A 12241-nucleotide genomic window follows, 5' to 3' on the forward strand; every position below is an offset into this window, starting at 1 on the left:
GACCGACTCGGCCGCCGGCGGCTGTTCTTCATCACGCTCGCGATCTACTTCGGCGGCAGTGCCCTCACCGCCTTCACGCTGGGCTCCGGGGCCCTGTCACTGACATTCCTCTATGCGACCCGGTTCATCGCGGGCGCCGGGATCGGCGGCGAGTACTCGGCCGTCAACTCGGCCATCGACGAGTTGGTCCCGGCCCGGTACCGGGGTCGGACCGACATCGCCGTGAACGGCACGTACTGGGCGGGCGCGGCGATCGCCGCGGCGATCCAGGTCCCGCTCCTCTCGGGTGCGATCCGTCCCGGTCTCGACTGGCGGATCGCCTTCCTGATCGGCCCGGTGCTGGCGATCGTGATCGTCGTGCTCCGTCGGGCGGTGCCGGAGAGCCCGCGATGGTTGATCATGCACGGCCGGAGCGAGGAGGCCGAGCGGTCGATCGACTACATCGAGCGCGAGGTCGTCGCGACGGGCAAGCAGATCACCCCGGTCGACGAGAGCCGGGCCCTGGACATCAAGCCCACTCCGCAGACCGGGTACATCGCGCTGCTGCGGGTGCTGTTCCGGACCTATCCGGGCCGCTCCACGCTCGGCGCGGTCCTGATGATCACACAGTCGTTCCTCTACAACGCGATCTTCTTCTCGTACGCCATCGTGTTGGCGAACTTCTACCTCGGGCCGAACGCGGACACCTCGATCTACTACATCCCGTTCGCCATCGGGAACTTCCTCGGTCCCCTTCTGCTCGGGAGGTTCTTCGACACCATCGGACGGCGGAAGATGATCGCCGGCACGTATCTGCTCTCCGGCGCCCTCCTGGTGATCAGTGCGTTCCTGTTCAGGGCGGGGGCGCTCAACGCCACGACGCAGACGATCGCCTGGTGCGTGATCTTCTTCTTCGCGTCGGCCGGCGCCAGCGCCGCCTACCTCACCGTCAGCGAGATCTTCCCCATGGAGGTCCGCGCCAAGGCCATCGCGGTGTTCTTCGCGATCGCCCAGGTCTTCGGCTCGGTCGCGCCGCTGGTCTACGCGGCGATGATCGGCCCGAAGTCCGCCCCGAGCGAGACGGGACTGTTCTACGCCTACATCCTCGGCGCCGTGATCATGATGGTCGGCGGTATCGTCGCCGCGATCCTCGGGGTCGACGCCGAGCGGAAATCGCTGGAGGACGTGGCCATCCCGCTCTCGGTGGTGCGGGCGACCGGGGTCAGCGGCGGCGGGCCATGAGGTGCGCCCCGCGCTCGTGAGCACGGGCCGTCGTGCTCACCGTCGCGGGGCTCCCGTGGTTGCCACGCCAGCCGTGGGCGCCCACTCGGGGTCAGGGTCGCCGATTGCGCCGACCGAGTGGCCCCTCAGGGCGGCAACGGCAGCCGTGGGCGCCCACTCGGGGGGCGGCGGTCGGCACCCGTCGTCGGGAACCCGACTACGTCTGCTCGGTGCCGATCGCGAGCTTGGCCAGCATGTCGCGGGCCTTCTCGGCGCTGCGGGGCTGGCAGAGGACGTCGTAGCGGCCGGCGACCATCTGGCTGGAGGAGGTGAAGTCCCGCCGCCCGCGGCTCGCGCCGTAGGTGATCGCGCCGGACACGATCCCGAACACGATGCCGGCCCCGAGACCGAGCAGGATCGCGCCGATCGAGCCGTTCGCGCTGAACAGCGACAGGATCACCCCGACGAACAGGCCGAGCCACGCCCCGGAGGCGGCACCCGTGGCGAGCACCCGGCCCCACGTCAGCCGGCCGATGACCCGCTCGACGAGCATGAGGTCGACCCCGACGATGGTGACGTCGCCGACGGGGAAGTCGTTGTCGGCGAGGTGGTCGACCGCGCGTTGCGCCTCCTCGTACTTGGCGTACGACCCCACCGGCCAGCCCGACGGCGGCTCCGGCAGGTTGGGCAGCCCGGGGGCTGACCCGGGACGATTCCCCAGGAACGGCGAGCTCACGACTTCCTCCGCGTGCTGATCGGTCCGAGCATCCTTCCAACGGACCGCACGAGGCGAAAGTGCCCGAAGGCCCCTGTATCGTCCCTCGCTCGATGGGCCGAACGGCGACGCGCACTCCTCCGGGTGCGCGCCGCCGTCGGTGAGTGAACAGCGCCGTCCTCGCCTCGGATGCCAGTCAAGGGGAGCACGCCGATTGGGTGCCGTGGCTGGCGTCCCGACGACGAGGGTCAGCGGATCTTGTAGTCCTTCAGCAGACCGCGGCTGATGATCATCTTCTGGATCTCCGAGGTGCCCTCGCCGATGAGCAGGAACGGCGCCTCGCGCATCAGCCGCTCGATCTCATACTCCTTCGAGTAGCCGTAGCCGCCGTGGATGCGGAACGACTCCTCGGTGACCTCCTTGCAGTACTCGGAGGCGATCATCTTGGCCATGCCGGCCTCGACGTCGTTGCGCTCGCCGCGGTCCTTGAGGCGGGCGGCGTTGACCATCATGAGGTGCCCGGCCTCGACCTTCGTGGCCATCTCGGCGAGCTTGAACGCGATCGCCTGGTGCTGGGCGATCGGCTTGCCGAAGGTGGAGCGCTGCTGGGCGTACTCGATGCCGAGCTCGAAGGCTCGGATCGCGATGCCGCAGGCACGGGCGGCCACGTTGACGCGCCCGACCTCGACGCCGTCCATCATCTGCGCGAAGCCCTTGCCCGGCGCCCCGCCGAGGACCTGGTCCTGGGAGATGCGGAAGCCGTCGAACACCAGCTCGGTGCTGTCGACACCCTTGTAACCCATCTTGTCGATCTTGCCGGGGACCGAGAGGCCCTCGGCGACCTTGCCGAACCCGCGCGGCTTCTCCACCAGCAGCGTCGTCAGGTTCTGGTAGGGCTTCTCGGCGCCCTCGTCGGTCTTGACCAGTACCGCGGTGAGGTTCGAGGAGCCGCCGTTGGTCAGCCACATCTTGGCGCCGTCGACGACGAAGTCGTCCCCGTCGCGCTTGGCGCGGGTCTTGATCGCGGCGACGTCGGAACCCAGCTCCGGCTCGGACATCGAGAACGAGCCGGTCGTCTCGCCGGTCGCGAGCAGCGGCAGGTACTTCTGCTTCTGCTCCTCGGTGCCGTGGTGGATGAGCATGTAGCTGACGATGAAGTGGGTGTTGATGACGCCCGAGACGCTCATCCACCCGCGCGCGATCTGCTCGACGACCAGCGCGTAGGTCAGCAGCGACTCGCCCAGACCGCCGTACTCCTCCGGGATCATGAGCCCGAACAGGCCCATCTCCTTCATCCCGTCGACGATCGCCTGGGGGTACTCGTCGGCGTGCTCGAGCTCCTGGGCGTGCGGGATGATCTCCTTGTCCACGTAGTCGCGGACGGTGGAGAGGATCTCCTCCTGGACGTCGGTGAGTCCCGCGGTCTGGGCGAGGCGTGCCATGCGTCGTGCTCCCTGCTCTGGGGTGGTTACCGGCCAGTGTGCGACAGCGCCGGCGTGGGTGCTCAGCTCTCCGGCGGGGTCCAGCGCTCGCCGCGGGTCATGCCCGCCGCGCGCCCCTTGCCGGCGATGACCAGCGCCATCTTGCGGGAGGCCTCGTCGATCATCTCGTCGCCGAGCATCGCCGAGCCCTTGGCGCCGCCGGCCTCGGAGGTGAACCACTCGTAGGCGTCGAGGATGTTCTCGGCGTGGTCGTAGTCGTCCTGCGACGGCGAGAACGTCTCGTTGGCGGCGTCGATCTGGCCGGGGTGCAGGACCCACTTGCCGTCGTAGCCCAGCGCGGCGGCGCGGCCGGCCACCCGCTTGAAGGCCTCGACGTCACGGATCTGTAGGTAGGGCCCGTCGATGGCCTGCAGGTCGTACGCCCGCGCCGCCATGAGGATCTGCATGAGGATGTAGTGGTAGGCGTCGCCCTCGGTGTAGCCGGGGGGCTGCTCGCCGACCACGAGCGACTTCATGTTGATCGAGGCCATGAAGTCCGCCGGGCCGAAGACGATGGTCTCCAGGCGGGGCGAGGCCGCGGCGATGTCGTTGACGTTCGTCAGGCCCAGGGCATTCTCGATCTGCGCCTCGATGCCGATCCGGCCGACCTCGAGCCCCATCGTCTTCTCGATCTGGGTGAGCAGGAAGTCCAGGGCGTGGACCTGCGCGGCCGTCTGCACCTTAGGCAGCATGATCGCGTCGAGGTTGGCGCCCGCCCCCTCCACGACCTCGGTGACGTCGCGGTAGGTCCACTCGGTCGTCCAGTCGTTGACGCGGACGACGCGGGTCTTGCCCTCCCAGCCGCCCTCGTTCAGCGCGGCAACGATCGTCTTGCGCGCCTCCGGCTTGACCAGCGGGGCGCAGGCGTCCTCCAGATCGAGGAAGATCTGGTCCGCCGGCAGCGTCCGGGCCTTGTCGATGAACTTCTGGCTCGAGCCGGGCACCGCGAGACACGATCGGCGCGGACGGTTCTCGACACTCACTCGCACTGACCTCCTCGAGGTCTCCTCGTCGTCATCGCGGAGACATGTGGTTGACCGGGATGCTGACACGGGTGGGCCCGGCTGTGCCGATTCAGGTGAAGACGCTCTCAGGCACCGTCCCCGATCAGCGGTACTCCCCCACGCGTCGTCGTCCGCTCACCCTGTCAGCACCGGCAATCTTCTCCACGCCGCTAACCTCGCCGCGTGACCCGCGCCGCCAGCACACCGATGACCAGGGTGTTCGTCGCCCGAATGGTCGGTCTGCCCGTTCTCGGTCCCGACGGCGAGAACATCGGCCGGGTGCGCGACGCGGTGTGCGCGGTGTCCGTCGGGCCCCGCCCGCCGCGCGTGCTGGGCCTCGTCGTCGGGGTCGGGTCCCGCCGCCGGATCTTCGTGCCGATGCTGCGGGTCACGGCGATCGACGCGGGCGCCGCGACCCTCTCCACCGGCCAGGTGAACCTGCGGCCGTTCGCGCAGCGCCCGAACGAGGTCCTCGTCGTCGGCGAGATGCTCGACGCGGCGGTGCGCGTGGTCGACCACGACGCCGACGCCACCGTCGTCGACGTCCTCATGGAGCACACCCGCAGCCGGGACTGGCTGATCACGCGGCTGGCGGTGACCGAGCGCCACGGGCGTCTCGGTCGACGGGGGCCGGTGCAGGTCCTGCCGTGGGCGGCGGTGAGCGGGCTGTCGCTGGCCGAGGAGGGCCAGGGCACCGAGCAGCTGCTGGCCACCTTCGAGGACATGCGCCCGGCCGACGTCGCCCAGGCGTTGCTGGACCTGCCGCAGCGCCGGCGCCACGACGTGGCCGACGGGCTCGACGACGAGCGGCTCGCCGACGTCCTCGAGGAGCTGCCCAACGTCGACCAGCGCGATCTGCTGCGCCACCTGGCGTCCGAGCGTGCCGCCGACGTCCTCGAGGCGATGGATCCCGACGACGCCGCGGACCTGCTCGCCGATCTCCCCGACCCGGAGTCCGAGCAGCTCCTGGGCCTCATGGAGCCCGAGGACTCGCAGTCCGTGCGCCGGCTGCTGACGTACTCGGCGGACACGGCGGGCGGCATGATGACCCCGGAGCCGATCGTGCTGACCCCCGACTCCACGGTGGCCGAGGCGCTCGCCCGCGTCCGCAACCCCGACATCACCCCGGCGCTCGCGTCCATGGTCTTCGTCGCCCGGCCCCCGTCGGCGACCCCGACGGGGCGCTACCTGGGCTGCGTGCACTCCCAGCGGCTGCTGCGGGAGGCGCCGTTCGAGCTGGTGGCGGGCGTGCTCGACGCCGAGCTCACCCGGCTGCACCCCGACGCCTCGCTCACCGAGGTCACCCGATACTTCGCGACGTACAACCTCGTCTGCGGCCCGGTGATCGACGACAACGACCACCTGCTGGGCGCGGTGACCGTCGACGACGTCCTGGACCACCTGCTGCCCGAGGACTGGCGCACCCAGGATCCGGAGCCGACGACGACGGGTGGGATGCGGATCCCGCCCGCCGCCCTGCCGCCGGCCGTCGCCCCCACGGCGTCGTCGCAGCCGACCCGGTCCGCCACCCGCCCGACCCGGGGAGGCCGCCGTGCCTGAGCGCTCCGCCCGCAACCGCCTCGACACTCCCGCGGGCCCCCAGCGCCGGCTGCGGGTCCAGCTCGACACCGAGGCCTTCGGCCGGCTCTCCGAGCGGCTCGCCCGGTTCCTCGGCACCGGCACGTACCTGTTCTGGCAGACGGTCTTCGTCATCTTCTGGATCGCGCTGAACCTCGCCGGGATCCTCGGGCGCTGGGACCCCTACCCCTTCATCCTGCTCAACCTGGCCTTCTCGACCCAGGCGGCCTACGCGGCGCCGCTGATCCTGCTCGCGCAGAACCGGCAGGACGACCGCGACCGGGTGGCGCTCGACGAGGACCGGGCCCGCGCCCGCCGGACCATCTCCGACACCGAGTACCTCTCCCGGGAGCTCGCGGCGGTGCGCCTGGCCGTCGGCGAGATGGTCACCCGGGACTTCCTGCGCAGCGAGCTCTCCGAGCGGGGCGCCGAGCGCAGCGGGGCGGACCGCGAGGTGCAGAAGCAGCTCAGCCGGGCCGTCGACCGCTCGCTGGACCGCACGCTCGAGAAGTCACTGGACCGGGTCGTCGACAAAGCCGTCGAGAAGGCCGTCGGGAAGGCGGTCGACCGGGCCCTCGACCGCGCGCTGGAGCGCGGCGGGGTCGGGGTGCGTGGGACGAACCACGCGGGGGCCGGTCCGGGCGACGGGGCCACGTAACATCGGGTCATGGCTGGTTCACCGTCGGTCGAGGCGATCCGCACCGCGCTGTCCGGTGTCGAGGATCCCGAGATCCACCGTCCGATCACCGAGCTGGGGATGGTCAAGGACGTCCGCGTCCTCGACCACGGCAAGGTCGAGATCGCGATCTACCTGACGGTGTCCGGCTGCCCGATGAAAGAAACCATCACCAACCGGGTGACGACGGCGGTGTCCGGCGTCTCCGGGGTCTCGGCGGTGTCGGTCGAGCTCGACGTCATGAACGACGAGCAGCGCAAGGAACTGCGCCGCAAGGTCAAGGGCGACGCCGACGAGCCGGTGATCCCGTTCGCCCAGCCGGGCTCGATGACGCGGGTGTACGCGGTCGCCTCCGGCAAGGGCGGCGTCGGGAAGTCGTCGGTGACGGTGAACCTCGCGGCGGCCATGGCGAACAAGGGGCTCTCCGTCGGCGTGGTCGACGCCGACATCTACGGCCACTCGGTGCCGCGCATGCTCGGCACCGCCGACCTGCCCACCAAGGTCGACGAGATGATCCTCCCGCCCCAGGCGCACGGGGTGAAGGTCATCTCGATCGGGATGTTCACGCCCGGCAACACCCCGGTCGTCTGGCGCGGGCCGATGCTGCACCGCGCGCTGCAGCAGTTCCTCGCCGACGTCTTCTGGGGCGACCTCGACGTGCTCCTGCTCGACCTGCCTCCCGGCACCGGGGACATCGCGATCTCCGTCGCGCAGCTCATCCCGAACGCCGAACTGCTCGTCGTCACCACTCCGCAGCAGGCGGCCGCCGAGGTCGCCGAGCGGGCCGGGGCGATCTCGCTGCAGACCCGCCAGCGCCTGGTCGGCGTCGTCGAGAACATGTCGTGGATGGACATGCCCGACGGGTCGCGCATGGACCTCTTCGGCTCCGGCGGGGGTCAGCAGGTGGCGGACTCGCTGACGAAGTCGATCGGGTCCGAGGTGCCGCTGCTGGGCCAGATCCCGATCGACACCCGGCTGCGCGAGGGCGGGGACGCGGGGGTGCCGCTCGTGCTCTCGGCGCCGCAGTCCGCGGCCGGGGAGGCGCTGCGCGGTGTGGCCGACCGGCTCACCGTGCGGGCCCGCGGGCTCGCCGGGATGTCGCTGAACATCTCGCCGGCTTCGCGCTGACGCGCTCGTGCGTGCGTTTCCGTGCCAGGACACGGAAACGCACACACAGGACCGCAGGTCAAAGGTCGCGCTGCATCCAGGCGACGTCGTGCCTCCGGCGGCGTCCCCGACCGTGGCCCCGCGGATCGTCAGCATCGACGATCGAGGTAGCCGGGCCGGCGGGCGGTCAGGCAAGGGAGAACGAGCGCCGCGAGAGACCCCACATCATGCCGTCGATCTCGGTGGTCGCGGAGGTCTCGGGGTCGGTGGCCGCGCCGAGGGTGACGAACAGCGGGACGTAGTGCTCGGCGGTCGGGTGCGCGTAGGGCATGCCCGGCGCCGAGGTGAACCGCCGCAGCGCCTCGACGTCGCCGCGGCCCAGCGCGTCGGAGACCCAGGCGTCGAAGTCGTCGGTCCACCCGGGCACGGCGTCGCCGCGCAGCATGTCGCGGGCGAGGAAGGGCAGCCCGTGGGTCATGAACCCGGAGCCGACGACGAGCACGCCCTCGGAGCGCAGCTCGCGCAGCCGGGCGCCGAGGCGCATGAGCCGGTCGGGGTCCTCCTCGGGCATGCTGACCTGCAGGACCGGCACGTCGGCGTTGGGGTACATCACCGACAGCGGCACCCAGGCCCCGTGGTCGAGGCCCCGCGCCGAGCGGTGCGCCGGCTCGTCGTCGGCGAGCATCGCCGCGACCCGGTCGGCGAGCGCCGTCGCGTCGGGCGTCACGTAGGTCATTCGGTAGTAGCGCTCGGCGAAGCCGCCGAAGTCGTACACCAGCGGGGTCCCGGCGTCCGGGGCGGACAGGGTCAGCGGTGCGGACTCCCAGTGGGCCGAGACGATGACGATCGCGCGGGGCTGCGGCATCCGGTGGGCCCAGTCGAAGAGCTCGCGCATCCACTCGCCGTCGTCGTAGAGCGGGGGCGCGCCGTGGGAGAGGTAGATCGCCGGGAGCGGTCCGTCCTCGGGGGTCCAGGGACGGCGACCGGCGGCCGTGGCGCGTGCCGGCTCGACGAAGGCGTCGAAGGCGGCCCCGGGGGCGGCGGTGGCGAACGGCGAACTCATGGGTCGTGCCCCTCAGGTGAAGGTTCAACCGTCACGGTACAGCTGCACAGTTGAAGCATCAAGTGTAGGGTGGGGTCCATGGCCGAGTGGTTGAACGCCGAGGAGCAGCACGCCTGGCGTCGCACGGCCGCCGTCATGACGCTGCTCCCCGCCGCCCTGGACGCGCAGCTGCAGCGCGACGCCGGGCTGACCCAGTTCTCCTATCTCGTGCTCGCCATGCTCTCCGAGACCGAGGGCCGCGTCATGCCGATGAGCGAGCTGGCGTCCACCGTCAGTTCGTCCCTGTCGCGACTCTCGCACGTGGTGTCCAGATTGGAGCAGCAGGGCTGGGTGTCGCGCGAGCCCTGTGCGGGGAACGGCCGGGTCACGATGGCGCGGCTGACCGACGCCGGCTGGGAGAAGGTCGTCGCCACGGCGCCGGGGCACGCCGCCGAGGTCCGACGGTTGGTGATCGACGCCGTCGGACCCTGCCGCGTCGCCGACCTCGACGCCATCACCGGCGCGATCCTGCGCCGCCTCGACCCTGCCGCCCGGATGCGAGCCAACCCGATGGCGTCCGAAGGTGCCTCCGGCTCGTGAGCACTTTCGGGGGCTATAGCCACCGAAAGTGCTCACGAGCGCGAAGCGCACCTCCTACGTCGCGTCGGGGTCGAACGGGGCCGCCTCGCCGGGCGCGAGCGGGGTCCCGCGGTCGGACTGGCCCTTGACCACCCCGCCGGGGCCCGTCGCCGGCACCCCGTGCCCGTTGGTGCCCGACGAGCCCGCGGGCAGCGCCGCCGCGCCGGCCGCCGTCGCCGCCGGGTCGGGCGCCGCAGGGGTGGCGGCACCGCTCCAGGTGCCGTCCGCGACCGGGTCGAACAGCGTGCGCCGCACGGCGCGGCGGGGGTCGAGGTCGCGGATGGTGCGCAGGTCCTCCAGGGGCTTGCGCAGCTCCTCGAACTCCGGGCCGATCTCCTGACGGAGCTGGTCGCGGGCCCCGGCCGCGTACTCGCGGACCGTGCGGACGGTGTCCGCGACCCAGCGCACGGCCCCGGGCAGGCGCTCGGGCCCGAGCACGAAGAGCCCGATCAGCGCGAGGACGAGGATCTCGCCCCACCCGACGCTCTCGAACACCGCTCCTCCTAGAGCTGCGCCTGCAGCGACAGCGGCCGTCCGGCGCGGACGACGCCGAGCGTCACGGTCTCACCCGGCCGGTGCTCGCGGATCGCGACGGTCAGCTCGTCGGCCGAGGCGACCGGCCGGTCGTCCACCTCCGTGACGACGTCGCCCTCGAGCACCCCGGCGCGATCGGCCGGCCCGCCCTGGCGCACGTTGAGGATCTGGGCGCCGTCCGAGGTGCCGTCGGTGACCGACTTCGCGTTCACGCCCAGGTCGGTGTGCGCGAAGCCCCCGGTCTGGATGAGCGACTGCGCGATGGTGCGGACGTCGTCGATCGGGATCGCGAACCCGAGCCCGATCGAGCCGCCCTGCCCCGAGCTGTCGGTGCCGCCGAGCGTGCGGATCGCGGTGTTGATCCCGACGACGGCGCCGGTGGAGTCGACGAGCGCACCGCCGGAGTTGCCGGGGTTGATCGCGGCGTCGGTCTGGATGGCGTCGATGACGGGGTTGGCGTCGGCCGACTCGGCGTCCAGGCGCACCGGACGCCGCAGCGCGCTGACGATGCCGGTGGTCACCGTCCCGGCGAGTCCCAGCGGCGAGCCGATCGCGATGACGCCGTCGCCCACCCGGAGATCCGAGGACCGGCCGAGCTGGGCGACCACCGGATTCGCGAGGTCGACCTTCACGACCGCGATGTCGGTCTGCGGGTCCCGGCCCACGATCCGCGCGGCCGCGCGCTGCCCGGACGCGAAGACCGCCTCCAGCGTGGCGCGCGGGTCGGTCGCGGCGAGGGAGACGACGTGGTTGTTGGTGACGATGTCGCCGCGGGTGTCGATCACCACCCCGGAGCCGGTGCCGCCCGTGGTGCCCGACCGGACCTCGATGGAGACCACGGCGGGGACCACGCGGCCGGCCACGTCGGCGACCGACCCGGCGGGGCGTTCCTTGCCCGCGTCGACCTGGGCCAGGGTCGCGCCCGGGTCGATGAGCGTGTCCGAGCCCTCGGCGGTCAGGTGGCCGACCACGCCGCCGACCGCCCCCACCAACAGGGCCACGACGGCGAGCAGAATCAGCGCGCTGGGCGCGACCCGCCGGCCGAACAGCAGCTCCCGGGCCGAGAGGCGGGGTCCGGCGGCCCGCCGGTCGGGGCCCGGCGCGCGCTCGCGGACCGCGGGCCCGCCGAGCTCGACCGGGGCCGCAGGGTCGCGCCACGGGTCGTGCTCGGTGGTCTCGCCGTCCCACAGGTCGTCGGCGGTGTGCTCGGGACCCGTGCGGGGGTCGGCCGGGCGCTGCAGCGTGTCCGCCGCCCCGTCCGGGCGGCCGAAGGCGCTGGCGAGCGCGACCGAGGGCTCGCGGGAGCCGGCGCGGTCCCGACGGCGGGTGTCGGTCTCCGTCGCGCCCCGGTCGCCGGCGTGCCCGGCGAACGGGCCGGCCTCGCCGGTCGGTCGGCCGAAGGCGGCGGCCAGCTCGCCGTCGTCGAGGGCGTGACCGTTGCTGCCCGACGGGGCCGCGGAGGCCGACCGACCAGACTGCTGGTGGCCGTTGGTGCGGTGGCCGTTGGTGACCGGTGCGCCCGCGTCGGGGGACGTCTGCTCGGGCACGGAGCCGCTTGTCCCGGCGCCCGGCTCGTCGTCCTCTCCGGGCACGCCGGGAGGACGCTCCGTCGTCGCGTGTCGCGACCAGGGGCTGCTCATGGCTGCGCTCCGGTGATCGCCCTACTCGCCGTGGGCGTGCGCGCGCGGTGGGTGGTCATCGTCCTTCCACGGTAGAGCGCGCGGGACGCCGGTGCGACACCACCCGATCCTCGGCCGTCCGGGGTGAAGGAGGGGTCAGGCGGGGGGCCGCCCGGGAGCGCCCGACGCCGGCGGGCGGGACGACGTGCTCGGGGGGCCGACCACCGGGACGGCGCCGGCCGGTCCGGCGTGCTCGGCGGTGCCGGCGACCGGGTTGCCCCGCTCCCCCGCGGGCGGCACCGGGACGGCGGCGGTCAGCGACGCGCCCGCGGCCGGCGCCGGGCCCGCGGGGGTGACGGCGGCCGGCACGGCTCCGGCGGCGACGACGGGCCCGACGACGGCGGCCGCGCCCACGACCAGGCCGGAGGCGACCACCACCGGGAGCCGGCGGTGACGGGTCGCGCCGGAGCGCCGGGCACGCCGACGCTCCCCGGCCGGCGGAGCGCCCGAGGGCACGACGAAGTTGCCCTCGGCGTCGAGGGTGAGCCCCGCGGGCGCCTCGGGCAGGTCGGCGACCTCGGGGATGGCCCGCAGCGAGGACAGCAGCGAGTCCGGGACGCCGGGAGCGTCCGCACCCCGCAGCCGA

The 12241-nt window shown here is 72.5% G+C and carries 10 protein-coding genes and 2 pseudogenes; 5 read left to right on the forward strand and 7 right to left on the reverse strand.

The window, feature by feature from the left end:
- On the forward strand, positions 1-1221 hold a 1221-nt coding region (locus tag VGH76_RS26925), incomplete at its 5' end, for an MFS transporter (protein WP_331559845.1).
- Positions 1222-1417: 196 nt separating this feature from the next.
- Here VGH76_RS26925 and VGH76_RS26930 read toward each other — a convergent pair.
- The 3 genes from VGH76_RS26930 to VGH76_RS26940 all read right to left on the reverse strand — a co-directional run bounded on the left by VGH76_RS26930 (position 1418) and on the right by VGH76_RS26940 (position 4379).
- Positions 1418-1936, reverse strand: coding sequence for a general stress protein (locus tag VGH76_RS26930; protein WP_331559846.1), 519 nt, complete (start codon positions 1934-1936; stop codon positions 1418-1420).
- A 227-nt stretch (positions 1937-2163) separates the two neighbouring features.
- Complete coding sequence (locus VGH76_RS26935; protein WP_331559847.1) at positions 2164-3357, reverse strand: acyl-CoA dehydrogenase family protein; 1194 nt, start codon at positions 3355-3357, stop codon at positions 2164-2166.
- Between the two features lie 62 nt (positions 3358-3419).
- Positions 3420-4379, reverse strand: coding sequence for a CoA ester lyase (locus VGH76_RS26940; protein WP_331559848.1), 960 nt, complete (start codon positions 4377-4379; stop codon positions 3420-3422).
- 228 nt (positions 4380-4607) lie between these two features.
- On the opposite strand from VGH76_RS26940, the gene VGH76_RS26945 reads away from it, so the two are divergent.
- The 3 genes and pseudogenes from VGH76_RS26945 to VGH76_RS26955 all read left to right on the forward strand — a co-directional run bounded on the left by VGH76_RS26945 (position 4608) and on the right by VGH76_RS26955 (position 7782).
- Entirely contained in the window at positions 4608-5960 is a 1353-nt protein-coding gene (locus VGH76_RS26945) for a magnesium transporter MgtE N-terminal domain-containing protein (protein ID WP_331559854.1), read from the forward strand.
- A pseudogene (locus VGH76_RS26950) lies at positions 5953-6393 on the forward strand (DUF1003 domain-containing protein); the annotation flags it as partial. The gene VGH76_RS26945 and the pseudogene VGH76_RS26950, both read left to right, overlap by 8 nt.
- 252 nt (positions 6394-6645) lie before the next feature.
- Positions 6646-7782 (forward strand): Mrp/NBP35 family ATP-binding protein, encoded by a 1137-nt coding sequence (locus VGH76_RS26955; RefSeq protein WP_331559849.1) that lies wholly within the window; start codon positions 6646-6648, stop codon positions 7780-7782.
- 166 nt (positions 7783-7948) lie between these two features.
- Here VGH76_RS26955 and VGH76_RS26960 read toward each other — a convergent pair whose 3' ends face one another.
- Positions 7949-8824 (reverse strand): class III extradiol ring-cleavage dioxygenase, encoded by an 876-nt coding sequence (locus VGH76_RS26960; protein WP_331559850.1) that lies wholly within the window; start codon positions 8822-8824, stop codon positions 7949-7951.
- Between the two features lie 78 nt (positions 8825-8902).
- Between VGH76_RS26960 and VGH76_RS26965 the strand changes: the two genes are divergently transcribed.
- The gene (locus tag VGH76_RS26965) at positions 8903-9403 is read left to right on the forward strand and encodes a MarR family winged helix-turn-helix transcriptional regulator (protein WP_331559851.1); all 501 of its coding nucleotides are present in this window, start codon (positions 8903-8905) and stop codon (positions 9401-9403) included.
- A 54-nt stretch (positions 9404-9457) separates the two neighbouring features.
- Here VGH76_RS26965 and tatB read toward each other — a convergent pair whose 3' ends face one another.
- From tatB to VGH76_RS26980, 3 genes and pseudogenes are all read right to left on the reverse strand, one after another.
- Entirely contained in the window at positions 9458-9937 is a 480-nt protein-coding gene (tatB, locus tag VGH76_RS26970) for a Sec-independent protein translocase protein TatB (protein ID WP_331559852.1), read from the reverse strand.
- 8 nt (positions 9938-9945) lie between these two features.
- Positions 9946-11523, reverse strand: a complete 1578-nt coding sequence (locus tag VGH76_RS26975) for a S1C family serine protease (protein ID WP_331559853.1) — start codon at positions 11521-11523, stop codon at positions 9946-9948.
- Between the two features lie 228 nt (positions 11524-11751).
- Positions 11752-12241, reverse strand: a pseudogene (locus VGH76_RS26980) (hypothetical protein); the annotation flags it as partial.

This window comes from Actinomycetospora sp., from assembly GCF_036497585.1.
In the GTDB taxonomy this organism is placed as follows: Bacteria; Actinomycetota; Actinomycetes; order Mycobacteriales; family Pseudonocardiaceae; genus Actinomycetospora.

Bases quoted from the DNA above. Each gene is read 5' to 3' on its own strand.
- VGH76_RS26955 (WP_331559849.1), top strand. From the start codon at position 6,646: ATGGCTGGTTCACCGTCGGTCGAGGCGATCCGCACCGCGCTGTCCGGT.
- VGH76_RS26935 (WP_331559847.1), bottom strand. From the start codon at position 3,357: ATGGCACGCCTCGCCCAGACCGCGGGACTCACCGACGTCCAGGAGGAG.
- VGH76_RS26945 (WP_331559854.1), top strand. From the start codon at position 4,608: ATGACCAGGGTGTTCGTCGCCCGAATGGTCGGTCTGCCCGTTCTCGGT.
- VGH76_RS26960 (WP_331559850.1), bottom strand. From the start codon at position 8,824: ATGAGTTCGCCGTTCGCCACCGCCGCCCCCGGGGCCGCCTTCGACGCC.
- VGH76_RS26965 (WP_331559851.1), top strand. From the start codon at position 8,903: ATGGCCGAGTGGTTGAACGCCGAGGAGCAGCACGCCTGGCGTCGCACG.